Raw genomic sequence first — 25,525 nt, 5'->3', positions numbered from 1 at the left:
GTTGGAATTTGGAATTTAAAAGATTGGAATTTATTTCTAGTATATTTCGTTGGTGATTTAAAAGAAGAAAGTCCACTCTTCGACTTCACTCAGAATGACACCCCACGTTGGAATTTGGAATTTAAGAGATTGGAATTTACGTCTAGTATATTTCGTTAGTGATTTAAAAGAAGAAAGCCCACTCTTGGACTTCGTTCAGAGTGACACCCCTCGTTGGAATTTGGAATTTAAGAGATTGGAATTTACGTCTAGTATATTTCGTTAGTGATTTAAAAGAAGAAAGTCCACTCTTCGACTTCGTTCAGAGTGACACCCCTCGTTGGAATTTGGAATTTAAAAAATTTGGAATTTATTTTTTAGCATAAAAAATTTCTATTTTTATACCTTAAAAATATTCACTCATGGAATTAAGTTATTGGGAGCTTAAAAATTGGTTTACAAATGTAGATTATACGATCGTTGGCAGCGGTATTGTAGGTTTGCATGCGGGGTTGCGCTTGCGCGAAAGATTTCCAACTGCAAAAATTCTGATTTTAGAAAAAGGAATGTTGCCGCAGGGAGCAAGTACCAAGAATGCCGGTTTTGCTTGTTTCGGAAGTCTTTCTGAAATTATTGAGGATTTAAAAACACATTCCGAAGACGAGGTAGTACAACTTGTTCAAAAACGTTGGCAAGGTTTGCAATTACTTCGAAAAAGATTGGGTGATACTGCTATCGATTTTAGACCGCATGGTGGTTATGAACTTTTTTTGAAAGAAGAGAACAATGGTTTTGAAGATTGTGTAAGTAAGTTGCCTTTTATAAATAGTATTTTAAAACCACTTTTTAAAGCAGATGTTTTTGGCAAAGAAGTGGATAGATTTGGATTCAAAAACATTGAAGACTATTTGATTTTTAATCCGTTTGAAGCTCAGATTGATACTGGGAACATGATGCAGGAGTTATTGAAACAAGCGATTGCAGGAGATATTCTGATTTTGAACCAGCAAACCGTAACATCTTATCAGGACAATGGAACTCAGGTTGAAGTAGTCTTGAATGATTTTAGTTTTAATTCAAAAAAAATACTTTTTGCGACCAATGGTTTTGCAAATGCCTTGACAAAAGGAGCTGTACAGCCGGCAAGAGCGCAGGTTTTAATTACAGAACCCATTCCGAATTTAGATATTAAAGGTACTTTTCATCTGGATAGAGGTTATTATTACTTCAGGAATATCGGCGATCGGATTTTATTGGGCGGAGGCAGAAACCTGGATTTTGAAACAGAAAACACTACAGAATTTGGTCAAACCAAAATTGTTCAAAATAAATTGGAGGATTTACTTAAAAATGTAATTTTACCGAATCAGGAATTTCAGATTGCCCATCGTTGGAGTGGCATTATGGGAGTAGGGAACAGTAAAAATCCTGTGGTTACACAATTGTCTGAAAACGTGTTCTGTGGAGTGCGTTTAGGCGGAATGGGTGTAGCGATAGGTAGTTTAATAGGAACAGAATTAGCAGATTTAATATAATGGCAGTCAAAAAACCAGCACCAAAAACAACAACCGCAAGTAAACCTAAACCTAAAGCGTCTCCTAAGAAGTCGAAACGTTCTTTTGGTGAAAAAGTAAAATGGTTTTTCATTAAATTATTGCTTTGGTTCTTCGGGGTTTCAATTGCATCGGTGGTTTTATTCAAATACATACCGGTTCCTTTTACTCCGTTAATGGTGATTCGTGCCATTGAAAATAAAACAGGGGGCAAAGAAGTCTATTTTGACCATGATTGGGAGCCTATTGACAAGATTTCGATGAATTTGCAAAAAGCTGTTATTGCCAGTGAAGATGGAACTTTTCTATCGCATAATGGTTTTGATTTTAAAGCACTTCAAAAAGCCTATAAAAGCAACGAACGGGGACGCAGAATTCGGGGGGGAAGTACAATTTCGCAGCAAACCGCCAAGAATGTTTTTTTATGGCAGGGGAAAAGTTATTTCCGAAAAGGATTAGAAGCCTATTTTACCGTTTTAATCGAAGTAATATGGGGAAAAAAACGCATTATGGAGGTATACCTGAATAGTATCGAAATGGGTGATGGTGTTTACGGCGCATATGCTGCAACAGAACATTGGTACCGTCGTGATGCTTCGAGCTTAACACCAATGCAGGCTGCCGGAATTGCGGCCATTTTACCAAACCCCAGAAAATTTAAAGCAACAGGGTCCTCCAGTTATATCAACAGACGTAAAGAAAGAATTGTTCGCGAAATGCGTGCAGTTGGAAAAATAAATTACGATGGGAAGTAAACAAGCCTTCGCAGGGCTTCTCGTATTGACATCGCTTTTTGTTTTTGGACAAGGAAAGACGAAAGAAATAGGACTTATTTCAGATAATGATTTATACACATCGTCTAAGAACGATATGTACTATACCAATGGGCTAGAGTTTTTCTATCGGTTTCTGTCGAAAAACGACAATGAAAAAATCAATAAGAAAATAACTGAATTTCGCGTCGGACAATACATTTACAATCCACGGTTTATAAATATAGAAGTGCGTAATAACAATAATCGTCCTTTTGCAGGATATCTTTTTGCAGAAGCGGGGCGTAGCTTTTTTTATAATAGCGAATCCGTTTTGAAAACCGATTTTCAGTTGGGATTTGTGGGGCAGAACTCTCTTGGAAGAGAAATGCAGGAAGCTTTTCATCATGTGATTGGATACAAAAAAGTATACGGTTGGGAGAATCAGATTCACAATGCGTTGGCACTTCAGGCGCATGTAATGTATTCGAAGAAATTATTTCCAAGTCAACATAACGACTTTGCCGATCTTCATTTTCAGTCCGAAGCCGATTTAGGAACTATTTTTACAGGAGTTTCTACAGGTTTTTTGACCCGAATTGGTTTTAAAAAATTGCTTCCGGTTTATGATTCTAATTTACATGACGCTTCTGTGAGTACTAACCCGCAATATACGGTGCGGGAGTTTTACTTTTATGCCATACCAAGTGTCAGGTATCAGTTTTATGATGCTACAATCGAAGGAAGTTTGTTTAATAATGAAAGTCCTGTGACTTTTGACTTGGTTTCGCTTCGTTTCAATGCTGAGTTTGGATTAAAATACCGTCATGACAATTTCAACTTGTCGTATTCTTTTATTTATCACGGAAGAGAATTAAACAGTCATGAGATTACGGGATCTTTTTATGGTTCGATTCGGTTTGCGTATTTATTAAAATAAAAAAGCCATAATCTGAGACTATGGCTTTTGGTATTTGCTTTATATATGAATGTCGTATTTTATAATTTCAGGGTACTAATTCAGAAATATTTAAAAATGATACTAGTTCAAAAAACAGATACTTTTCTTTTGATGAAGACGGAATATGATCCCCGTACTTCTATTATATTTTAATGTTATTTACAATTTTTATTCATTAGCCGATTCCTAGTAAAGAGTGCCGAATCATCAGGGATTAAACAAGAATTGACTCATTAAAATGCACACTATATTTTCTATGCCTCGCTAATTTTTTGCAAATGTACGAAGAGAAACTTTATTAAATTGTCAATATTGGATTAAAATTTTCTAATATTAGATAAATTTTTGCCAAAAAATAGTCGGCTCTTTATTGAATAGGTAATTTGGGAAGAAATGATCCCGTCTATTGTAATGAATTCACTGTAAAAATCAAATCGTAAGAAGGTGTTAAGTGTTTAAAACTAAGGTTAATTAGGTTTTTTATTGTTAAACTAACGCTTGTGAATTTAGGCTTAGGACAACTATATCGATTTCAAATAAGAATAGTAGTATTGAAATACAGCTCAAATTTTAAAACGTAAGAATGTACTTCTTTTTTTATAACTCATGTGAATTGTAAGCCCTATTAACACCGAAGAAATGATGTTGAGGTTTTACTATTTTTAGATAAGAACATCCAAAATCGAAAACAAAAACAGCTGCCGTCTAATGTGACGGCAGCTGTTTTTGTTTGGAAACGGAGCAAACTACTAACTCTTCTTTTAATTGGAGCGAGTATAGATGAGGGGCTAGACCAAAATGCAAACTGGAGCTGCTGGGTAACAAATTAATTAAAGGATTGATATAATCATATAATACTAAAAAAGAGAAATCATGAAAACTAATTTAATTAAAACCGGATATTTATTTTTATCAGTATGGTTACTTGGTAGCTGTACAAATAATGATCAACCCAACCCAACTGTAGCTTGTCCAAGTATCGACGTACTCGGTTTGGCTTTTACGGGAAATATAAATAATGCAAGCGCAATGCCTTTCTTTGGCTATTTTGATAATTCGACAGCAGTCTCCAATTGGGTACCTATTGCCAACATAAGTATTACCAATCCAGCTACGCCAGCTTTTATACAATTGTCGTCTGCAAATAATGCGGTGTACAATGCTGCAACGGGAGATTATAAGTTGGTTATTGCAGAAGAAAAAAGATTAATAACGATTAACGCTGCGGGAGCAATTTCTTTTACTCCAATTACAACGGGAATTGCGGGTGTTAACATTACCAATGCTCCGGTGTATTCAGGAGGTAACTTGTATTTTGGAAACATGACTTATACTGGCGTAAATATGGTTTTTAGTGTTTTGGATAGTTCCTATGCATTGGTCAATTCTATTACGATCCCAAGCGGTAATATTAGCGGTAATTATTCCTGGAATTTTACATCAGCAAGCGACGGTGGTAGTTTGATCTATTTTGCAATTGGAAACAATATTATAACGTATAACAGATCTACAAATACAATCGTTGCCTCAGTAATACCCGGAGTTTCATCAGGAACCATTATAGGTTTAGAGTTTAAAGGGACAAATAAGTTGTATGCTTTACATGAAGATTGGTCTGCTGCCAGTACAGATTTGGTAGAAATTGATGTAACGAACCCACTGGCTGTAACAAAAGCAAGCGTAATATCGTTAGGTTTTCAAGTGAATTATGAATTTTTCAGTACAACTTATAACGAGTGTAATCAAAAATTTTATTTGTCTACACCGGACACTAGCGGAAGTAATTTGCCAGCACGAAATATTCGAATTGATCTGGCTGGAACGCCAACTATCGTACCGCTGACGCCGGTTAACGTCTGGATTACTGGATTAGCCTTAAAACGTTAAGGAGATTAGATTTATTGGGGTGAAGTTTTTCACGCAGATTTAGCAGATTTTTTTATTGCTGCTTTTGCGAAAATCTGCATAATCTGCAAAATCTGCGTGATATTTTGTTTTGATATTTCCTGTCTTATTGATATTCTTGATGAGAAATTTTTGCCACTGATTAAAGGATTAAAATGATTCAATCTTTTCTACAGCTCACAAAGTAATTAGTGAAAATTAGTGTAATTCGTGGCGAAAGAACTATCTAACTGTTTTTATACTAAGTTAGTAACTCTTTGTAAAAATTCTGTGGTGTGAAAACAAAAAAAGCCCTTGTAAAAAAATACAAGGGCTTTTAGTTTTCGTGGAGAATACCGGATTCGAACCGGTCACCTCTTGCCTGCCAGGCAAGCACTCTAGCCAAATGAGCTAATCCCCCAATTCGTTAGCAAATAAAGGCAATTAATTTTCAAAAAACAAATTTCAAATCACATCAGATGAAAATATTTTTCAAAACCGTAACTTTACGATCAAATTTATTTTTATGAGCTCAGATAACCAAAGCGGATCTTTACAAACCACTATTAAAAATGCAATTGCAACTGTACAATTTGGTCATCCGGCCAGTAATTCTTTTCCAAAAACATTATTAAAACGACTTACGGCTGAGATTCATTCGTTAAGTAGTAATGAAACTATTTCAATAATTGTTTTACAAAGCGAAGGAAGCAAGGTTTTTTGCTCCGGGGCTTCATTTGACGAACTTCTGGCGGTTGAAAATGAAGAACAGGGCAGGGAGTTTTTTTCCGGTTTTGCCCATTTGTTAAATGCTATGCGCAGCTGCTCGAAAATTATTATAGGACGTGTTCAGGGAAAGGCTGTTGGTGGTGGCGTTGGTATTATTGCCGCTTGCGATTATGCTTTTGGAACTCCTGAAAGTGCTGTGAAATTATCAGAACTTGCTATTGGAATCGGCCCATTTGTAATTGAACCTGCCGTATCGCGTAAAATCGGTAAAATGGCTATGGCAGAAATGACACTTGCGGCGCATGAGTGGAAAACAGCAGACTGGGCACTTCAGAATGGATTGTTTTCTAAAGTTTGTCATGCAGATGAACTTGATGCTGCTGTGGAAAGTTTTGCTCAAAAATTAAGTTCTTATAATCCCGAAGCTTTGTCTGAAATGAAAAAAATTATTTGGGAAGGAACAGAAAATTGGGAATCATTACTTTTTGAACGCGCTGCCATTACCGGAAAGTTGGTTTTGTCTGACTTTACTAAAAATGCTTTGATGCAGTTTAAAAAACAATAGTGATGAATATCCTTTTATTCTTTCAGAAAATGGATGTTGCTGAGAAAATGAAAACCGCTCTGGATAGCAATTATCAAATTGGAGTTGTGATCGGATCGTTTATTCCTTTCGTGATTTTAATCGGAATTGCCTATTTTATGTATAACAGAGCCAAAAAAAGAGATGAAAACGGTTATTAATTTGTAAATTTGCAACCTAAAATTCAAATCGATGAGTAATATCAGAATTACAAAACAATTTAGTTTCGAAACCGGTCACGCTTTATACGGTTACGACGGAAAATGTAAAAACGTTCACGGACACAGTTATAAATTATCGGTAACGGTTATTGGCTCGCCAATTACAGATCGATCCAATGTGAAATACGGAATGGTTATCGATTTTTCGGATCTGAAGAAAATTGTAAAAGAAGAAATCGTCGATCAGTTTGATCATGCGACTGTTTTTAACGAAACGACACCACATGTTGAATTGGCAAACGAATTAAAAAACCGTGGACATCACGTAATTCTGGTTGATTATCAACCAACAAGTGAGAATATGGTAGTTGATTTTGCTGAGCGAATCATTGCACGTTTGCCTGCCGAAATTTCACTTTTCTCACTAAAATTGCAGGAAACGGAATCTTCGTTTGCGGAGTGGTATGCTAGTGATAACTTGAAGTAAACTCCAAATTCCAAATTCCAAAAATGTTGGGGTTTTAAAATTCAATTTCAAACGTATTTCAATTAAATGATTTCAAATAAAAAAGTATATTTTGCTTCTGACCAGCATTTTGGAGCTCCGACTGCGGAGTTGAGCTTTCCTCGTGAACAAAAATTTGTGGCCTGGTTAGAGGAGGTGAAGCACGATGCCGAAGCTATTTTTTTGTTGGGAGATCTGTTTGATTTTTGGTTTGAATACAAAACGGTTGTCCCAAAAGGATTTGTACGCGTTTTGGGAAAACTGGCTGAAATTCGCGATAGTGGAATCCCGATCTACTTTTTTGTCGGAAATCACGATTTGTGGATGGAAGATTATTTTCAAACTGAATTGAATATACCGGTTTATCACGATAATAAAGAGTTTACTTTTAATGGTAAAACTTTTTTAATAGGTCATGGTGATGGTAAAGGACCCGGTGATATGGGGTACAAACGAATGAAAAAAGTGTTTACGAATCCTTTTTCTAAGTGGCTTTTCCGCTGGTTGCATCCTGATATTGGTGTTCGATTGGCACAATACCTGTCAGTCAAAAATAAATTGATTTCGGGTGCTGAGGATGTGAAATTTCTGGGTGAAGAAAACGAATGGCTTGTTTTATATGCTAAGCGTAAACTCGAAACCAAACACTACAACTACTTCGTTTTTGGTCATCGTCATTTGCCAATGATTATGCCGGTCGGTGAAAATTCCGATTATGTAAATCTGGGCGATTGGATTGGCTATTTTACCTATGGTGTTTTTGATGGAAATAATTTCGAACTTCTGAAATTCGAGAAGTAAACACGGAGATTTTTAGACTATTTCTTAGTTTAAACCTACGCCATATACATACTCTTCCAATTCAATTTTGAATAAGGAACCTTCAACTAAATCTTTAATCGATTTCAATTCTGTCATAGAAACAGCCAGATCTATTTGAGAACAAGGTGTTTTTAGTAGAAATTTATGACAGGAATATTTTAATTCACAAGCTTCGCAACAAGCATTTTCAGTCATGCTATCTTCAATCAAATCACAAAATTGATTCAATTCTTCAACTGTAAAATAAAAACCGGTTTCTTTAAAAACAAGTTGAACTTTCTCTGATATAACTTGTTTTCCATTCTTCCAGTAAAAGGATATTCCAAAATTGTTATGGTATATTTGCGCAATTTCTCTCATCGTAAATCTTTTATTTCAACAAATATAAATATTATTTATATTAATTCTAAATAAAAAAATCATAAAATAAGATAAATTTTAATTGCGCTAAGATGTGTCAATTTCAGAACCAAGTTCAAAAGTTGTAGGAAGCAATAAACTTTTAATTTTTTAGGGGCAAAGATGCATAAGAGCAAAGCAACAAAGGTTAAAAAAAACTTTGCGACTCTGCGACTTCGCGAGATTTTTTGGAGATTTCTACCTTTTAACCTCGCGACTATTCTTGTTTGTTGCTTACCTGCAATGTAGTGACTTTACTTAATCCATTTTTGGATACTGGATAAAAAGGCCTCTTGCTGATCTGTAAATAAATAATGGGAGCAGTTTCCAATCAGAGTAAAATGATCTTCTCCTACTAAATTCTCAATCCAATTGATCTGATCTGAAGAAAAAATGCCATCATCCTGACCATAAACAGCGTAGATTGGGATGGCCTGAGCTTTTATTTTTTCTAACACAGGTTTGTTGTTGATGTTGTTGCGCTTTTCATTAGTATAAAAAAGAATCGGGGCGTTTTTATTTCTAATGTTTGTTTTATAAAAAGGACCAGTTTCATAATCGCTGTACAGCTTTTTTGATGCCTCGGTCGGATTGGGCATTTTAAAGTAGTCGTTCTCACTGGCCAGATCAAAACAAGCCTTTCGGTATGCGGCGGAGTTTTTATTTAGGTTTTTTGTGAGAGTGATCTTTTGTAATTGTGTAGTATTGCCTTTTTCTAAAGCAGTCTTTTTTACAGATTTCAGAATATGGTCGTAGGTTTCCTGTTGTGAGATCAGAGCTCCTGCAAGTACAAGCGAATTTACTTTTTTTGGAAATTTCTCGGTATAAAGTGTGGCAACCAACCCTCCAAAACTATGCGCGATAAGTGTAGCTTTCTTCAGATGGTATTTTTTGTAAATTCCATTTAAGTCCTGAAAAGCTTCATCATAAGTAAAATTAGCGGTCGAATCTACAGATCTTCCTTCGCCTCTGCGATCGTAAACAATAATATAAAAGCCATTGTCAGCCAGTTTTTGGGCTGTTGTACTTTCAAATAAAGTTGAATTCCCGCTCGGGCCTCCATGAATGAAAATTAAAGCTTTCTTCGTTTTATCACCGTATGTTTTGATGTAAAGATTTTGCCCTTCTGCAAAACAGCAGGATAGTAAAAAGAAGAAAGTCAGTAACAATTGTTTCATTTATTCCATATTTTGATGATCTTCCATGTCTTTCTGAAGATCTAAATTTCTAAAAGAAGGAGATTTGATTCCGGTTGCTAAAACGGTTATAAGCGTCATACTTCCACCAAAAACGACTGAAGTTACCGTTCCCATTAATTTTGCTGTTAAACCGCTTTCAAATGCACCTAATTCGTTCGATGAACCAACGAACATCGAGTTTACGGCAGCAACGCGTCCGCGCATGTGATCGGGAGTTTTAAGTTGCAAAATCGTTTGGCGAATTACGACCGAAATTCCGTCTGCAACCCCACTTAAGAACAAGGCAACCACAGACAACCAGAAAATGGTTGAAACACCAAATAATATAATACACAAACCGAAAGCAAAAATGGCAACCAAAAGTTTCATTCCTGCTCTTTTATACAAAGGGACATAGGCAGAGACTAACATCGTAATAAAAGCACCGATAGCAGGTGCCGCTCTTAGAACACCAAATCCTTCCGGACCAACTTTCAGGATGTCTTGCGCAAAAACGGGTAATAAAGCAACTGCTCCTCCAAAAAGAACCGCGACCATATCCAGCGTAAGTACGCCCAAGATTGTTTTGTTATTGAATACAAATTTGAGACCTTCCTTTAAACTTTCCATAACCGGTTCACCAATTTTTGGATTCAAAATGGGTTTTTTACTGATTTGCGACAAGGCTATTAAAGCAAAGAGTGAAAAGGCAAAAACAGTACACATAGACCAATGAACACCAATGAAATTAATAGAAAATCCTGCAACGGCAGGCCCCATAACGGCGCCAATTTGCCAAACCGAACTACTCCAGGTTGCAGCATTTGGATATACTTTTTTGGGTACGATCAGCGACAACAGAGAAAAAATAGTGGGCCCAAGGAAAGCGCGAACTAGTCCGCCTAAAAAGACCAAAAAGTAAATCGAGTATAAAATAACAGTAGAGGACCATCCGTCAACTATTTTGGGCCAGGTCAATAAAAACAGACCAAAGCTAATCACCGAAAAACCTAAAATGCATTTTACCAGTAATCCTTTTTTCTCTCTTTGGTCGACAATGTGTCCCGCAAACAAGGCCATCGAAACGGCTGGGATAACTTCCATTAATCCAATAATACCTAGAGAAAGCGGGTTTTTGGTTAAGCTGTACACTTCCCATTCGATTACAATAAACTGCATCGACCAGGCGAAAACCATGGCGAAACGCAGGAGTAAAAACACATTAAATTCTCTATATCGAAGTGCCTGATAGGGGTCGGCTTTTTTGGGTTTATCTTTCATTTGTTCTAATGTCTTTTAACATAAGTTGAGTAGAAATAGTGTTGTTCCATTCGTTTTCGGCTATACAGTACGCAAGCTGAAACGTATTTTGATTTTTTGTGATGTCTATTTTTTTTCCAAGTCCAAATCCAATGGCGGCAATTCCATCTGAACCATTTTGTTTGACAAAAAGCCTTAAATGTTCTTCGTCGGCACCCAACGTTTTGGCATAACCGGTATCTTTTATATCAGCGGTCATAAAAACGGGCGTCATGTTTTGTGGTCCAAAAGGCTCAAACTGTTTTAAGATTCGGATCAGTTTTGGAGTCAAATCTGTAAAATTGATTTGAGCATCAATTTCGATTTCCGGAGTTCGCATTTCCGGTAAAATGGTTTTTTCGATCTGTTTTTCAAAAGCAGCTTTAAAAGGTTTGTAGTTTTCTGCTTTCAGTGTCATTCCGGCAGCATACATATGACCCCCAAATTGTTCGAGATGTTCTGAGCAGGCATCCAGCGCATTGTAGACATCAAAACCTTTTACCGATCGGGCAGAAGCAGCATATTTATCGCCACTTTTCGTGAAAACCAAGGTCGGACGGTAATACGTTTCAATTAATCTTGAAGCTACAATTCCGATTACACCTTTGTGCCAGTCTTCCTGAAATACAACGGTAGAAAAGCGGTCTTGTTCGTTATTTTCTACAATCTGTTGAAAAGCTTCTTTGGTGATTTTTTTGTCCAGATCCTTGCGATCTGCATTGTATTGCTCAATTTCTGAGGCAAATTGTTGTGCTTGTTCAAAATTAAATTCGGTCAATAACTCTACAGCGTGATTTCCGTGTTTGATTCTTCCCGCAGCATTTATTCGGGGTGAAATGATAAAAACAACATCAGAGATATCTAAAACTTGCTTTTTTATCTGATGAACCAAAGCTTTAATTCCAGGTCTTGGAGCACTATTGATTACTTGCAATCCGAAATAAGCGAGAACTCTGTTTTCTCCTGTAATCGGAACAATATCTGCGGCAATTGCGGTGGCTACTAAATCGAGATAAGGAACTAAATCGGCTATAGTTTCATTTCTGTTTCTTCCTAAAGCCTGAATTAATTTAAAACCTACTCCGCAGCCACATAATTCGTCATACGGATAGAAACAATCTTCTCTTTTTGGGTCTAAGATGGCTACAGCGTCCGGCAGAAATTCTCCGGGTCTGTGGTGATCACAAATAATAAAATCAATGTTTCGTTCTTTTGCGTAGGCAATGTGATCAATTGATTTTATTCCGCAGTCAAGAGCGATAATTAGCGAAAATCCGTTGTCATCGGCAAAGTCAATTCCTTTAAAAGAAATGCCGTAACCTTCATCGTAACGATCCGGAATATAAGTGGCTACATTCGGATAATGAGATTTTAAATACGAAGAAACCAATGAAACGGCCGTTGTTCCGTCAACATCATAATCTCCAAAAACCAGTATGTTTTCCTGATTGTTGATTGCCGCTTCTATGCGGACAACCGCTTTGTCCATATCCTTCATGAGGAATGGATCGTGCAGGTGCTCTAATGAAGGACGAAAGAAATTTTTAGCCTCTTCAAAAGTTTCAATACCACGCTGAATCAAAAGTGTTGCCACAAAATCTTCTACATTTAAGGCTTGCGCCAAATGGTTGATTTTATCTTGAGAAGGTTTAGGTTTTAAAGTCCAACGCATTTTTAATTGTAGATTTTAGATTTCAGATTTTAGATTGTGGACTTTAGAAATCGTTTAATCAAAATCTTTAAAAAGAGTGCTTTCATTTTGTCAGATCGAGGGGTTTCGACTTCGCTCAACCTGACAGCGTAAAATTTACATTATTTTGTTTCTAAAGCTGTTCCTTCAAATTGAATTCCGTTCCAACCATTAGTAATAAAGTTTCTTATGTTTTGATGGTTTGTTCCGTTTGGATCGCCCAACACTTCATCAAAATAATACGCTCCAAAACAGGCTAAAGTTTGCTCTTGTGTTAAGTTCTGCAATTTAGCAAAAGCAAAAACTTTACAGGAACCCGAATTTTCTCCGGCAGCATTGTGTTGATTTCCGTTTTGAAAAGCAGTTGGGGTGAAGTTGTAATTTTCTTCTACAGTTGCAATGGTTTCAGGAAAAGCGATTGCAGTTGGAGTCTGGTTTAATTTTTCTAAAAAGGCTTGTATGTTCATGTCGCGTGTGTTAGGTTTTTTTGCCACGAATTTTACTAATTTCTCGAATTAAAATTGGAGTATAAACACAAAGTTTCGTGTTAATCTGTGAAATTCGTGTTGAACTAGTATTTCGTACTCTTGTTTTTATTTTTTTGCCACAGATTTAAAAGATTGACAAAGGATTATAATCTGTGTTAATTGGTGAAATTCGTGTTGAATTTGTATTGTGTAATCTTGTTTTTATTTTTTCGTCACAGATTTAAAAGATTTACAAAGGATTTTTTAATCTGTGTTAATCTGTGAAATTCGTGTTGAACTAATATTATGTACTCTTATTCTTCTTCGTCCTTAGAATACTTACTTTTCTTAGCTTCTTTCTCAATTGTTTTTCCAGCCACAACAACGACAATTTCGCCGCGTGGTGCTGTTTTTTCAAAATGAGTTAATACTTCTTTTGCTGTACCGCGGACATTTTCTTCGTGCATTTTTGATAATTCCCTGCAAACGCAAACTTGTCGGTCTTCTCCAAAATAAGTCACAAATTCTGCTAATGTTTTCAGTAGTTTGTGTGGAGAAACATACAAAATCATGGTTCGGGTTTCTTCGGCTAAAGCCAAAAATCGGGTTTGGCGTCCTTTTTTCTCCGGAAGGAAACCTTCAAAAATAAAACGGTCATTTGGTAATCCGCTGTTTACTAATGCGGGAACAAATGCAGTTGCGCCGGGTAGACATTCCACTTCAATTTTATTCTCAACACAAGCACGTGTCAATAAAAATCCCGGATCTGAAATAGCAGGAGTTCCTGCGTCCGAAATTAGCGCAATTGTTTCACCCGCTTTCAAACGAGCGATTAAGTTTTCTGTTGTTTTGTGTTCATTGTGCATATGATGGCTGTGCATGTGCGTGCCGATTTCAAAATGCTTTAGGAGTTTACCACTCGTTCGGGTGTCTTCGGCCAAAATCAAATCGACTTCTTTCAGAATCCGGATGGCGCGGAAGGTCATGTCTTCTAGATTGCCGATTGGCGTTGGAACGATATATAATTTAGACATAATTAAGCTTGTTATTTAAAACACGAATTTCACAGATTGATGCAAATCATTGTCTTTCGAAATGGCATCAAGTATTAAAATTCGTGAAAATGGGTGTGATTTGTGTTTAGGAGAATTTCTTCTCTACAATTTCAAGAAAACGTTGTGCGTAATCGTCTTTTCCTTCCCAATTGTTGTAATCCGGTTTTACCATATTTTCAATAAATTCGGCTGCTTCGCCATAAGAATCGAAAGTTAATAGCTGATTTAAAACACGGCTGTAATCTTCGGTGCTGTTTCCGAAAAGGTTTTTAGTGAAGGCAATTCGATCGTTCAAATCAACATGAAAACCTTTTGCCAGTTTTTCGTTTAAGGAAGTTGCTTTTGTTTCTGTTTTCTCTATAACGACAGTCTCAACGGTTTTATTTTCTTTAAGTTCCGGAATTGATGAGGTAGGCGCTACGGCTTCAAAACTATCTACTTTTACAAATTCAGCATCCGCATAATTGACTCCGAAATCTTCAAACAAAAATTGAATTGGATTTTGTTTTATTTCGGTTTCTTCCTTTGGCTTCTCTTCCGGTTCCTCTGTAAGTTCAAAAGCAGGTTTGAAATCCGGAATCGGGTTTAAATCACTTTTCGTTGTAAAAGAAAGTGTTTCTTTTGGCTCTGTTTCTGCTGTTTCTTCGGAAATGGATGCATCAAAGGAAAGCGTTTCAACCTTTTCTTCTGAAATTATTTCTGTTGCAGGTTCTTCGTCTTCGATAGTTGCGGTTATCGGTTCAACAATTGTTTCAATTATTGGTTCTTCGATTTCTTCTGCTACAATTTCTTCTGTAGCAGTTTCTTCAATAATTTCAGCAATTGGTTCTTTGATTTCCTCTTCCGGGATTTCAATTACTGGCACTTCTTCTGTTTCTTCATTAACTTCCGGATCAGGAATTACTTCTGCTGCGGTTTCTGAAGTTTCTTCAGCGGCAACCGGAGTTATTTCTTCTGTTTCAATCGCTACAGGAGCTAAATCTTCTTTTTCGAAAATGGTTTCTAAATGAGATTCTACTTCACTGCGTCCGATTGTTGGTTTCAAAGTGTCGAAGTTTTCGTCTACAAACTTCAGAACCGCTAGTTTTTCATATAATTTCTGTGTCTCAAGATATAACTGATTGATATCGGATTTGCTTTTAAGCTTTAGAATTCGATGTGCAATGCTGATTAAATCGGCTTCCAATTTTTTTTTCATAACGGTTGAAATTATAGTGAATACGGTACTTTAGTGTGTTTTTAATGAGTCTGAATGGCTTTGATTGCCGAAAGAAAATCGCTTAATCTTACTTTTATTTCTGTTAATAAGCGTTTGCGAATCTTCGATTTGATAAAAATTATCTATTTTTGAAAAATGTAAAAAAGCATTTTTTTACTTCAAATTATTACCAGTACAAAGTAATAAAAACTATTCATTTTAAAAGGTAGAAAAATACAAAATGTTTCTCGAAAATACAGTAAATCACAAAGAACAATTTGGTTGGATTGAAGTTATTTGTGGATCAATGTTTTCGGGTAAAACCGAGGAGTTAATTCGCAGATTAAAACGTGCCCAATTTGCCAAACAAAGAGTCGAAATTTTTAAACCCGCTATAGATACCCGTTATCATGACGAAATGGTGGTGTCACACGATGCCAATCAAATTCGTTCAACACCGGTACCGGCAGCAGCTAATATTTCAATTTTAGCACAAGGTTGCGATGTCATTGGTATCGATGAAGCCCAATTTTTTGATGACGAAATTGTTACGGTTTGTAATGATTTGGCCAATCAGGGAATTCGCGTAATTGTTGCCGGATTGGATATGGATTTTAAAGGAAACCCTTTCGGGCCCATGCCGGCACTTATGGCAACCGCTGAATATGTTACTAAAGTGCACGCCGTTTGCACCAGAACGGGAAATTTAGCCAACTATAGTTTCAGAAAAACAGATAATGACAAGCTGGTTATGCTTGGTGAAACAGAAGAATATGAGCCGCTTAGTCGTGCTGCCTATTACAATGCCATGAAAAAGAATCAGGAGAAATAGCTTTATTTTTGATTTTCTAAATAACATTAAAACCAAGATAAACAATGCAAAAAAAGGAAAGTAAAGAAAGACAGAATATTCGGTTGATGATTACGGTTGGAATTGCATTGGTTTTGGTGTTTGTGATTCAGTTTTATTTTTATAAAAGTACGGATGAAGTAGATACTGAAATAAAGGAATTGGTAGAGAAATACAATACAAATTGCCCCTTAACCATACAAGAGGGAATTCGTTTAGATAGTGTAAGTCTGCCGGAAGGAAATGAGAAAATCGCGCAGTATAACTTGACTTTGGTAAACATAGAAAAAGAAAAGACCGATCTCGATGTAGTTCATAAAGAGATTGAAAAAAGTCTGCTGAGCACGGCTAAAGCAAATCCGGGTCTTAGAGTTTTTGCCAATAATGACTTTACATTAGTGTACAGTTACAAGGACAAAAAGAAGGTGTTTTTGTTTAAAGTGACTATACTACCGGATCAGTATAAATAATTTTCGAAGTTTAAAATAAAAAACAAACCCGACAGGTTTTTGAAACCTGTCGGGTTTTATATATACATTACTATTATTTGTCGAAAAAAATTATATTTTCTTCCTCATCCTAGCCACCGGAATATCAAGTTGTTCGCGGTATTTGGCAATTGTTCTTCTGGCGATAGGATATCCTTTTTCTTTTAGAATATCGGCAAGTTGATCATCCGGAAGTGGTTTTTTCTTATCTTCTTCTTCAATGGTGTTCTGAAGAATTTTTTTAATTTCCAGTGTTGAAACATCTTCGCCCTGATCATTTTTCATGGCTTCAGAGAAAAACTCTTTAATCAGTTTCGTTCCGTAAGGTGTCTCCACATATTTGCTGTTAGCAACACGTGAAATCGTCGAAATATCCAAACCAACCATATCTGCAATGTCTTTTAAGATCATTGGTTTTAACTTGGTTTCGTCTCCGTCTAAGAAATATTCTTCCTGATAATGCATGATGGCATTCATCGTCACAAAAAGCGTTTCCTGACGTTGTCTGATCGCGTCAATAAACCATTTGGCCGAATCCAGTTTCTGCTTGATAAACTGAACCGCATCTTTCTGTGCAGTCGATTTATCACGAGAATCTTTATACGTCTGCATCATTTCCTGATAATCTTTAGAAACATGCAGGGAAGGGGCATTTCTGCCATTTAAAGTCAATTCAAGCTCACCGTCAACAATTCTGATGGCAAAATCAGGAACTACATTTTCGGTTACTTTATTGTTTCCGGTGTAAGATCCTCCGGGTTTCGGATTCAGTCTTTCGATTTCGTGAATGGCTTTTTTAAGCTGCTCGTTCGAAACACCGTATTTTTGAATTAATTTATCGTAATGTTTTTTGGTAAAAGCATCAAACTGATTTTCGATAATATCAATCGCTAAGTCAACATATTCAGTAGGTGTTTTATGCTTTAACTGCAACAATAAACATTCCTGCAAATCGCGCGCACCAACTCCTGATGGCTCTAGTTCGTGAATGATATGGAGCATTTTTTCAACCATAGCTTCATCCGTATAAATCGCCTGAGTAAAAGCCATGTCGTCAACAATATCCGGCACACTTCTGCGGATGTAACCCATATCGTCAATACTTCCCACTAAGAATTCAGCGATTTCGCGCTCTTCATCATTCAAAATAAAAGTATTCAGCTGATTGATTAAATCCTGATGAAAACTAATCGGAGAAGCAAAAGGCGTTTCGCGTTCTTCTTCGTCTCCGTAATTATTAACCTGCGTTTTGTAATCCGGGGTATCGTCGTCGCTTAAATATTCGTCTATATTAATGTCGTCTGCTTCAATTCGGTCTGATTCTGCATCATCGTAATCGTCGTATTCTTCATTAGAGAATTCATCAGCTTCGTATTCGTCTTCTTTTCCAGCTTCTAAAGCCGGGTTTTCGTTCATTTCTTCTAATAAACGTTGCTCAAATGCTTGCGTAGGCAATTGAATTAACTTCATCAGCTGGATTTGCTGTGGAGATAATTTTTGGGATAATTTTAAATTTAAAAATTGCTTTAGCATTTATTTTTTGTTCTTTTAGTTTAATGTTTCAAGTTTCAAGCTTCAGGTTGAGGTAACTTGAAGCTTGAAACTTGAAACAATTTTTAAACTTTATTTTTTATTAAAATTCAGCACTTCCAGGAGTTCTAGGAAAAGGAATTACGTCGCGGATGTTTGACATACCTGTAACAAACAATACCAAACGCTCAAATCCTAAACCGAATCCTGAGTGTGTTGCCGAACCAAATCTTCTGGTGTCTAAATACCATGATAATTCTTCTTCGTCGATTTCTAAAGCTTTCATTTTCTCAATCAAAACGTCGTAACGCTCTTCTCTTTCAGAACCACCAACGATTTCTCCAATTCCAGGGAAAAGGATATCCATGGCACGAACTGTTTTTCCGTCCTCATTCAAACGCATGTAAAATGCCTTAATGTTTGCCGGGTAATCAAATAAAATTACCGGACATTTAAAGTGTTTTTCAACCAAATAACGTTCGTGCTCTGACTGTAAATCAGCTCCCCATTCGTTAATGATATAGTTGAATTTTTTCTTTTTATTCGGAGTAGAATCTCTTAAAATATCAATTGCTTCAGTATAGGAAACACGTTTGAAGTTGTTTTCTAGTACAAAGTTTAATTTATCCAACAAAGCCATTTCGCTTCTGTCAGCCTGTGGTTTTGATTTTTCTTCTTCTAATAATCTTCCTTCCAGGAATTTTAAATCATCACCACAATTGTCCAAAGCATATTTTATTACATATTGAATAAAATCTTCCGCCAAGTCCATGTTGTCATCCAGATTGTTGAAAGCCACTTCTGGCTCAATCATCCAAAATTCTGCCAGGTGGCGAGAAGTATTTGAATTTTCAGCTCTGAAAGTTGGTCCAAAAGTATAGATTTGACCCAATGCCATAGCAAAAGTTTCTCCCTCTAATTGTCCTGAAACTGTTAAGTTGGTTTCTTTTCCGAAGAAATCTTCTTTATAATTTACTTTTCCGTCTTCTGTTCTTGGTGTGTTGTCAAATGGCAAAGCCGTAACTTTAAACATTTCTCCTGCACCTTCAGCATCAGAACCGGTGATAATTGGTGTGTTTACATACACAAAACCTTTTTCCTGAAAATATTTGTGAACCGCAAACGACAATACCGAACGCACACGCATAATCGCGCCAAAAGCATTCGTACGTACACGTAAATGTGCATTTTCACGTAAAAATTCAAGGGAGTGTTTTTTAGGCTGCATTGGGAATTTCTCCGCATCAGAATCTCCTAAAATTTCAATTTTAGAAACCTGAATTTCGTATTTCTGACCAGCACCTTTGCTTTCAACCAAAGTTCCAGTTACAGAAACGGCAGCTCCCGTTGTGATTCTTTTCAGAATTTCTTCCGGTGTATTTTCAAAATCAACAACACATTGTATATTATTAATGGTAGAACCGTCATTAAGAGCGATGAACTGATTATTTCTAAAAGTTCTCACCCATCCTTTTGCATTAACCTCCTGAAGCGTCGTAGTACTGTTTAATAAGTCTTTAACTTTTGTGTGTTTCATTTTTAATAAAATTGATATTAAATAATATTGTTGTTCAATAACTGCAAATATAAACGATAATAATTAAAATTAGTAGCTGTTTCCTGCTATCCGCTATATCTTTTTCTTGCTAAAGAAGCAAGAAAAAGGATGCCGCTACTATCAGGGCTAGGACTCTCGTTTTAAAACATAGCAATTTGTCTCATTTTTGTCCTTTCGACGAAGGAGAAATCGCATTCAATATTCAAATTTGAAATTACCTTATTCGATTGTTTTCTTTCTCTTTTTTCAAAAATTTCCTAATGAAATATAGAAAAAGTACGCCACCTAAAATCCTTATTATTACATTAAAATAATTATAAGGTTCCTCGATTTGTTTTAAATTTTCAGAATGGTTAATTTTTATTGACTTGAAAAATTGATCTTTTTTTACTTTATCATAAGATGCAACTTGCGAATAAATAAATATATAAGTTATACCATTCAAAATTAAAATTCGACTTTCTGCATTTTCTTCTTCTGAGTTTTTTCCCTTAAAACTTAGTTTGTAAGCTAAGTAATTGTCGATTTTTATTTGTGATGAATCTTTTAAAAACATGCCTTTTTTTTCCATGCTTTTAAGTTGTTCAGTCAAGATATATTTATAGACTGCTTTTAAAGCAATTATGCTTTGAGAAAGTTCATTGTATGGTTTGCCATCAATTATTGCATTTATTCGCATTGCAATATAAGAATCGTCTTTAGAATTGAGATAAAATGCTGTTGCTTTCGCTTTTACATTTTCAGGATTTGTATTTTCAATGTTGAATTCAGTTGTTTCAGGTTTTTCAAGGAAATTAACTGAAATATTCTCATCAATTTTAGTTTGACCTAAAAGAAAAACAGGAAAAAGTAAAATCAGAATAAATAATCTTTTTTTCATAAAATACAAATGACAATGAAGTTAGTCGATTTTAATTCGCACTAATTTGTGAAATTCTTAGCTATTTTTTATTTGTAGAATTACGATTCTTATTTTCTTGTCTATTAAGACGTAAGGAGAAATCGCATTCAATAATCCATGTATTGCGTGCTCAGCGTGCGTGATTTCTCGACTTCGCTCGAAATGACAAGATTAGGAGCGGGTAAGCTACAAGCATAAGAATAATTCGCGCTAATTCGAGGCAAAAAAACTACTCCAAATTCTCCAAATCCTCTTTCTTCGCCTTCTTCTTCTCAAATGTCAAAACCAAAGCCGGTAAAACCAATAAGTTCGCAAACATCGCAAATGCAAGCGTACAAGAAATTAATCCCCCAAGTGCAATTGTTCCGCTAAAGCTGGAAAGCGTAAAAGTAGCAAAACCTAAAATCAAAACTACCGAAGTATAAAAAGTACTAATTCCGGTTTCCCTTAAAGCACTGAAAACAGATTTTTTGACCTTTCCGTTACTTTGCAATAAATCATGTTTGTATTTCGCCATAAACTGAATCGCATTATCTACCGAAATTCCGAACGCAATACTGAATACTAAAATAGTAGACGGTTTTAGAGGGATTCCAAAATACCCCATTAATCCCGAAGTAATGCAAAGCGGTAAAACATTCGTAATAACCGAAGCGAAAACCATTTTGAAAGAGCGGAATAAATACAACATCAGTATCGCAATCACCAATATAGCAAAAATCAACGATTCGATTAAGTTGTCTACTAAATACGAAGTTCCTTTCTGGAAAACCAAAGCTTTTCCGGTAACCGTAACTTCATAACGGTCTTTTGGGAAAATTTCGTCAATTTTTTTATGTAGTTTTTTCTCGACTCTCGCCATTTCATCTGTACCGATATCCTTCATGAAAGTAGTGATACGGGCATATTGACCAGTCGAATCTACATAAGCTTTCATTAGATTGTCTTTACTGTTTTTCGTCGCATTTTTAGCATAGCCCAAAATAAAAGTTTGCTCCTGCGAAGTTGGCAGTTGATAATATTCAGGATTTCCGTTGTAAAAAGCCTGTTTTGAATATTTAACCAAATTTACAATCGAAACTGGTTTTGCCAATTCAGGCATTTCGATAATTGTATTTTGCAATTCATCCATTTTACGAATGGTAGACGCTTTCATAACACCTTTTTTCTTCTTAGTGTCAATCATTATTTCCAAAGGCATTACACCATTGAATTCTTTTTCGTAGAATAAAATGTCTTTAAAGAACGAAGCACTTTTTGGCATTTCTCCGATCAAACTTCCCGAAACTTTCATTTGTGAAACTCCGATAACACTAAAAACTAAAAGCAAACCGTAAAGGATGTAAATTACTTTGCGCTTGTTTTTTACCACATTTTCAACAAAGTCAAGCAGGGTAGAAATATAGGTTTTGGTTAAGTGATACAAATGTTTTTCATTTGGCATCGACATAAAGCTGTATATAATTGGCACAATTAAAAGAGTCAATAAATAAACAGAGATCACATTGATAGAAGTCACTAAACCAAATTCAAAAAGCAGATCGTTGCCCGTAATCATAAAAGTAGCAAAACCAATTGCAGTCGTCAGATTCGTCATTAGAGTCGAAACTCCGATTCTCGAAATAATACGTTGCAAAGCTCTTGCCTGATTATTGTGAAGTTTGATTTCCTGCTGGTATTTATTAATCAGAAAAATACAATTCGTGATTCCGATTACGATAATTAATGGCGGAATAATAGCCGTTAGAATCGTGATTTTGTAATGAAATAATCCAAGTGTTCCGAAGGACCAGATTACCCCGACAATCAAAATACAGATGGAAATAAAAGTAGCTCTGAACGAACGGAAAAAGAAAAAGAAAATCAAAGAAACAGTCAGTAAAGCCGCACCGATAAAAAGTCCGATTTCGCCTTTCATATTGGCAGCATTGATAGTTCTGATATAAGGCATCCCCGAAACACGCAGGTCAATTCCCGTAGTTTTTTCAAATTTATCGATTTTTGGGACTAAATTTTCAAGGATAAAAGTTTTTCTTTCGGCTGTATTTACAATCTTTTTATTGATGTAAATAGCAGATCGAACACTGCCGCTTTCTTTATTAAACAATAATCCCTCGTAAAAAGGCAGATTGTGGAATAAATCGTATTGAACACTTTTCAGATAAGCCGGATCATGTGTTTTGCTTTGGTTGATAAACGGTGACAAAACAAATTTCTCGTTAACCGTATCTTTTTCCAGTTTCTTTAAATCGTTTAACGAAACCACTAAATCTACTTCTTTGGATTCTTTTAAACCTGTCATTAATTCATTCCAGGCAGCATAATTTTTCGGAGTAAAAAAGGTAGGATCTTTAAAACCAATTACAACAAGATTTCCTTCTTCACCAAACTTGTCTAAGAATTTTTGATAGTCTTTATTGGCAATATGATTTTTAGGAAGCAGATTGGCTTCGGTATAGGTCATAGAAAGGTTTTTCCATTGATAAGCAAGGAAAATGGTTAAGGCAGATAGGAGAACTAATATTGCAACTCTGTTTTTAAGTATGATTCGGGCTATTTTTTCCCAAAATCCGACTTGAATAGTGTTTTTCATAAAATCTTTAAAAATGGATGCAAATGTAGTGAAAAGTGCTCAAAATCATAAACAATTGGTTCAGTTTTTACGGTATGTTAACACAAAATTACCATTGGATTTCTAAGTTTTATAGTTGATTTTAGAATTACTAGCTTAGCTTTTCGGATATTTGCGCTTAATTTAAAATGAAACAAAAATGAATTGGATTTTGTTAATTATTGCGGGACTTTTTGAAGTTGGATTTGCTTCGTGCTTAGGAAAAGCGAAAGAAACAACCGGAATTATTTCAACCTATTGGATGGCAGGCTTTTTTGTTTGTCTTTCTATCAGTATGATTTTACTATATAAAGCAACACAGGTTTTACCAATTGGTACCGCTTATGCCGTTTGGACAGGAATCGGAGCAGTAGGAACCGTTTTGGTAGGGATTCTGATTTTTAAAGAACCGGTTACTTTTTGGAGAGTCTTTTTTCTTTCGACATTAATTGCTTCGATCATTGGGTTGAAGTTTGTATCTAGTCATTAAAAAGTTTAGCCACAGATTAAACAGATTTCTACAGATTGTATATTTCAATTCGTGAAATTTGCGCAATTGGTGGCTAAAAAAGGTCGCAGATTATACGGATTAAACGGATTTACACAGATCGTATATTTTAGTTTGTGAAATTTGCGTAATTCGTGGCAAGAAAACTGGTTACAGGTTTAAAGTTTTAGCGCCAAGCTAAAAAAAAATCCGCGAGAATCCGTTTAATCCGCTTAATCTGTGGCAAAAAAACAGTTGTAGATTTAAAGTTTTTTTAGGACCAAACAAAAAAAATCTGCGAGAATCCGTTTAATCCGTTTAATCTGTGGCAAAACAACGCAACGAATGACATGAATTAAACGATTTTTTTAGTGTCAAAAGAGAGCTCAATTTGTGAAAATTCGTGAAATTCGTGTTCAAAAAAAAATAGTACTATGCAGGAAAACGATACCATTACTTTTATTTTTTTAGCCATTATTTTATTATTGGTTGTCATCATTGGTTTTATGGTGTATCAATTAATGCATTCAAAAAAAGCAAAAGACGATGCTGAAAAAAGTTTTTATGCGCTCGAGATGAAAGTCAATGACTTGCAGCTGGAAACACTGGAAGCAAAACTGAATCCCCATCTTTTTAAGAATATTCTAAATTCGATTCAATCGCATGCCTATCAAACCTACTTTGCTTTAGATAAACTGGCGAATGTTTTGGATTATATTTTATACGAAAGCAAAAAGAAATTTGTCACTGCAAAAGAAGAAATTGATTTTGCATTGAATTTAATCGAAATCAATAAAATCAAGATCAGTCCGCTGTTTGAATTGAAAATCAAAACCAATATCAATAAAGAGGATAAATTGTACGAGCAGCCTTTATTGGCACCACTAATTTCTATTGATTTAATCGAAAATGCTTTCAAACATGCCGATTTGCAAAGTGCTGATGCTTTTATTTCTGTGATTTTTGAGTTTAAAGACAACGCCTTTTCTATGACCGTTTCCAATAAAATCTCAGATAAAAAAGTGCTGAAAAAAGAGCGAAGCGGTATTGGTCACTCGACTTTAGAACATCGTCTGCGGATTATTTACAGAAATAATTTCAAACTCGAGAGATTTGTAGAAAATGATGTTTACATTGCTCACCTAAAAATTGATCTACTTGAATACAAAACTGAAATGCTTGCTTCTGGACGATGAGTTACCTGGATTGACGTATTTGAAAATGCTTTGCGAACAAATTTCCGAAGTCGAAATCGTAAAAACGTTTAATAATCCCGAGAAACTATTGGCCGAAATGGACCAACTCGATTTTGATTTATTAATTTCTGACATCGAAATGCCGGGAATTAACGGTTTGCATTTGGCGGAAATGTTGCAAAATAAGCTGGTTATTTTTTGTACCGCTTATAAAGAATATGCTGCAGATGCTTTTACAATCGAGGCAGTAGATTATATCACGAAACCGGTAAAATTGGAACGTTTACAGAAAGCGATCTCAAAAGCAGCAGAACGATTCCACAAACCCGACGCAGCCAAAAAATTCATACAGCTCAATACCGATAAAGGAAAGACTTTGCTGTATTTTGATCAGATTCAATACATAAAAACTGCAATCAGCGACAGCCGCGATAAAACGGTACTGTTGACCGATGGCAGTTTTCTGAATTTGAAAAACGTTAAATTTGATACCCTCCTAAAAGAATTACCCGAAACCGACTTTTGTCGCGTAAACAAAAAAGAGATTGTCGCGGTAAAAGCCATTAAGTTTTTCAATCACAACGAAATTGTTTTGCATCATTTAGAAAAGAATGAAAAAAACAGCACACTATTACTTAGCGAAACCTATCGTTCAGACTTCTTAAAAAAAATAAAAATATAACTTTCCA

General features: G+C 35.6%; 24 protein-coding genes and 1 tRNA gene. 13 read left to right on the top strand and 12 right to left on the bottom strand.

All coding sequences use genetic code 11. The features are described 5' to 3' along the window. Positions 1-401: 401 nt before the first annotated feature. From AB674_RS19380 to AB674_RS19365, 4 genes are all read left to right on the top strand, one after another. Complete coding sequence (locus tag AB674_RS19380) at positions 402-1,514, top strand: NAD(P)/FAD-dependent oxidoreductase (RefSeq protein WP_047778938.1); 1,113 nt, start codon at positions 402-404, stop codon at positions 1,512-1,514. Beyond that, entirely contained in the window at positions 1,514-2,287 is a 774-nt protein-coding gene (mtgA, locus tag AB674_RS19375; RefSeq protein WP_047778937.1) for a monofunctional biosynthetic peptidoglycan transglycosylase, read from the top strand. The genes AB674_RS19380 and mtgA overlap by 1 nt, the downstream gene beginning before the upstream one ends. Then, a complete protein-coding gene (locus tag AB674_RS19370) occupies positions 2,277-3,224 on the top strand; it encodes a lipid A deacylase LpxR family protein (RefSeq protein ID WP_047778936.1) in 948 nt (315 codons plus the stop codon). The genes mtgA and AB674_RS19370 overlap by 11 nt, the downstream gene beginning before the upstream one ends. Before the next feature lie 894 nt (positions 3,225-4,118). Beyond that, complete coding sequence (locus AB674_RS19365; RefSeq protein ID WP_047778935.1) at positions 4,119-5,132, top strand: hypothetical protein; 1,014 nt, start codon at positions 4,119-4,121, stop codon at positions 5,130-5,132. A gap of 344 nt (positions 5,133-5,476) precedes the next feature. Here AB674_RS19365 and AB674_RS19360 read toward each other — a convergent pair. Further along, positions 5,477-5,550 (bottom strand) — tRNA-Ala (locus AB674_RS19360). A 105-nt stretch (positions 5,551-5,655) separates the two neighbouring features. On the opposite strand from AB674_RS19360, the gene AB674_RS19355 reads away from it, so the two are divergent. The 4 genes from AB674_RS19355 (at position 5,656) to AB674_RS19345 (ending at position 7,908) form a co-directional block, all read left to right on the top strand. Continuing rightward, the gene (locus AB674_RS19355; protein ID WP_047778934.1) at positions 5,656-6,423 is read left to right on the top strand and encodes an enoyl-CoA hydratase/isomerase family protein; all 768 of its coding nucleotides are present in this window, start codon (positions 5,656-5,658) and stop codon (positions 6,421-6,423) included. 2 nt (positions 6,424-6,425) lie between these two features. Next, positions 6,426-6,602, top strand: coding sequence for a hypothetical protein (locus AB674_RS22900; protein ID WP_165579400.1), 177 nt, complete (start codon positions 6,426-6,428; stop codon positions 6,600-6,602). A gap of 31 nt (positions 6,603-6,633) precedes the next feature. Then, complete coding sequence (locus tag AB674_RS19350) at positions 6,634-7,089, top strand: 6-pyruvoyl trahydropterin synthase family protein (RefSeq protein ID WP_047778933.1); 456 nt, start codon at positions 6,634-6,636, stop codon at positions 7,087-7,089. Between the two features lie 66 nt (positions 7,090-7,155). Beyond that, on the top strand, positions 7,156-7,908 hold the full coding sequence (locus AB674_RS19345) for a UDP-2,3-diacylglucosamine diphosphatase (RefSeq protein ID WP_047778932.1): 753 nt from the start codon (positions 7,156-7,158) through the stop codon (positions 7,906-7,908). A gap of 24 nt (positions 7,909-7,932) precedes the next feature. On the opposite strand, the gene AB674_RS19340 is transcribed toward AB674_RS19345, so the two are convergent. From AB674_RS19340 to AB674_RS19310, 7 genes are all read right to left on the bottom strand, one after another. Further along, on the bottom strand, positions 7,933-8,289 hold the full coding sequence (locus tag AB674_RS19340) for a hypothetical protein (RefSeq protein WP_047778931.1): 357 nt from the start codon (positions 8,287-8,289) through the stop codon (positions 7,933-7,935). A gap of 293 nt (positions 8,290-8,582) precedes the next feature. Then, positions 8,583-9,506, bottom strand: coding sequence for an alpha/beta fold hydrolase (locus AB674_RS19335; protein ID WP_047778930.1), 924 nt, complete (start codon positions 9,504-9,506; stop codon positions 8,583-8,585). Continuing rightward, positions 9,507-10,787: an MFS transporter gene (locus AB674_RS19330; RefSeq protein ID WP_047778929.1), complete on the bottom strand. Its 1,281-nt coding sequence runs from the start codon at positions 10,785-10,787 to the stop codon at positions 9,507-9,509. It lies immediately after the preceding gene. Beyond that, complete coding sequence (gene recJ / locus AB674_RS19325; protein WP_047778928.1) at positions 10,777-12,477, bottom strand: single-stranded-DNA-specific exonuclease RecJ; 1,701 nt, start codon at positions 12,475-12,477, stop codon at positions 10,777-10,779. Before recJ ends, AB674_RS19330 begins: the two co-directional genes overlap by 11 nt. Positions 12,478-12,617: 140 nt before the next feature. Next, entirely contained in the window at positions 12,618-12,962 is a 345-nt protein-coding gene (locus tag AB674_RS19320; protein ID WP_047778941.1) for a HopJ type III effector protein, read from the bottom strand. 314 nt (positions 12,963-13,276) lie between these two features. Continuing rightward, positions 13,277-13,996, bottom strand: coding sequence for a 16S rRNA (cytidine(1402)-2'-O)-methyltransferase (gene rsmI, locus AB674_RS19315; protein WP_047778927.1), 720 nt, complete (start codon positions 13,994-13,996; stop codon positions 13,277-13,279). A 106-nt stretch (positions 13,997-14,102) separates the two neighbouring features. Then, the gene (locus tag AB674_RS19310; RefSeq protein WP_047778926.1) at positions 14,103-15,215 is read right to left on the bottom strand and encodes a hypothetical protein; all 1,113 of its coding nucleotides are present in this window, start codon (positions 15,213-15,215) and stop codon (positions 14,103-14,105) included. A gap of 241 nt (positions 15,216-15,456) precedes the next feature. Here AB674_RS19310 and AB674_RS19305 point away from each other — a divergent pair, with 241 nt between their 5' ends. Then, on the top strand, positions 15,457-16,047 hold the full coding sequence (locus tag AB674_RS19305) for a thymidine kinase (RefSeq protein WP_047778925.1): 591 nt from the start codon (positions 15,457-15,459) through the stop codon (positions 16,045-16,047). 44 nt (positions 16,048-16,091) lie between these two features. After that, on the top strand, positions 16,092-16,535 hold the full coding sequence (locus AB674_RS19300) for a hypothetical protein (protein WP_047778924.1): 444 nt from the start codon (positions 16,092-16,094) through the stop codon (positions 16,533-16,535). A 90-nt stretch (positions 16,536-16,625) separates the two neighbouring features. On the opposite strand, the gene rpoN is transcribed toward AB674_RS19300, so the two are convergent. From rpoN to AB674_RS19280, 4 genes are all read right to left on the bottom strand, one after another. Beyond that, on the bottom strand, positions 16,626-18,086 hold the full coding sequence (gene rpoN, locus AB674_RS19295) for an RNA polymerase factor sigma-54 (RefSeq protein ID WP_047778923.1): 1,461 nt from the start codon (positions 18,084-18,086) through the stop codon (positions 16,626-16,628). Positions 18,087-18,186: 100 nt separating this feature from the next. After that, positions 18,187-19,620, bottom strand: a complete 1,434-nt coding sequence (asnS, locus tag AB674_RS19290) for an asparagine--tRNA ligase (RefSeq protein ID WP_047778922.1) — start codon at positions 19,618-19,620, stop codon at positions 18,187-18,189. A 235-nt stretch (positions 19,621-19,855) separates the two neighbouring features. After that, entirely contained in the window at positions 19,856-20,521 is a 666-nt protein-coding gene (locus tag AB674_RS19285; protein WP_047778921.1) for a hypothetical protein, read from the bottom strand. A 250-nt stretch (positions 20,522-20,771) separates the two neighbouring features. Further along, positions 20,772-23,135 carry an efflux RND transporter permease subunit gene (locus tag AB674_RS19280; RefSeq protein WP_047778920.1) on the bottom strand — a complete coding sequence of 788 codons (2,364 nt, stop codon included), beginning with the start codon at positions 23,133-23,135 and terminating at the stop codon, positions 20,772-20,774. Positions 23,136-23,313: 178 nt separating this feature from the next. On the opposite strand from AB674_RS19280, the gene AB674_RS19275 reads away from it, so the two are divergent. The 3 genes from AB674_RS19275 (at position 23,314) to AB674_RS19265 (ending at position 25,518) form a co-directional block, all read left to right on the top strand. Next, on the top strand, positions 23,314-23,643 hold the full coding sequence (locus AB674_RS19275; RefSeq protein ID WP_047778919.1) for a DMT family transporter: 330 nt from the start codon (positions 23,314-23,316) through the stop codon (positions 23,641-23,643). Between the two features lie 431 nt (positions 23,644-24,074). Further along, positions 24,075-24,836 carry a sensor histidine kinase gene (locus tag AB674_RS19270; protein ID WP_047778918.1) on the top strand — a complete coding sequence of 254 codons (762 nt, stop codon included), beginning with the start codon at positions 24,075-24,077 and terminating at the stop codon, positions 24,834-24,836. After that, positions 24,799-25,518 (top strand): LytR/AlgR family response regulator transcription factor, encoded by a 720-nt coding sequence (locus AB674_RS19265; protein ID WP_047778917.1) that lies wholly within the window; start codon positions 24,799-24,801, stop codon positions 25,516-25,518. The genes AB674_RS19270 and AB674_RS19265 overlap by 38 nt, the downstream gene beginning before the upstream one ends. The last annotated feature ends 7 nt before the right edge of the window (positions 25,519-25,525 follow it).

It is taken from the genome of Flavobacterium sp. ABG (assembly GCF_001027725.1).
Lineage (GTDB): Bacteria > Bacteroidota > Bacteroidia > Flavobacteriales > Flavobacteriaceae > Flavobacterium > Flavobacterium cupriresistens.
This window is presented reverse-complemented; position numbering and strand designations above follow the sequence as displayed.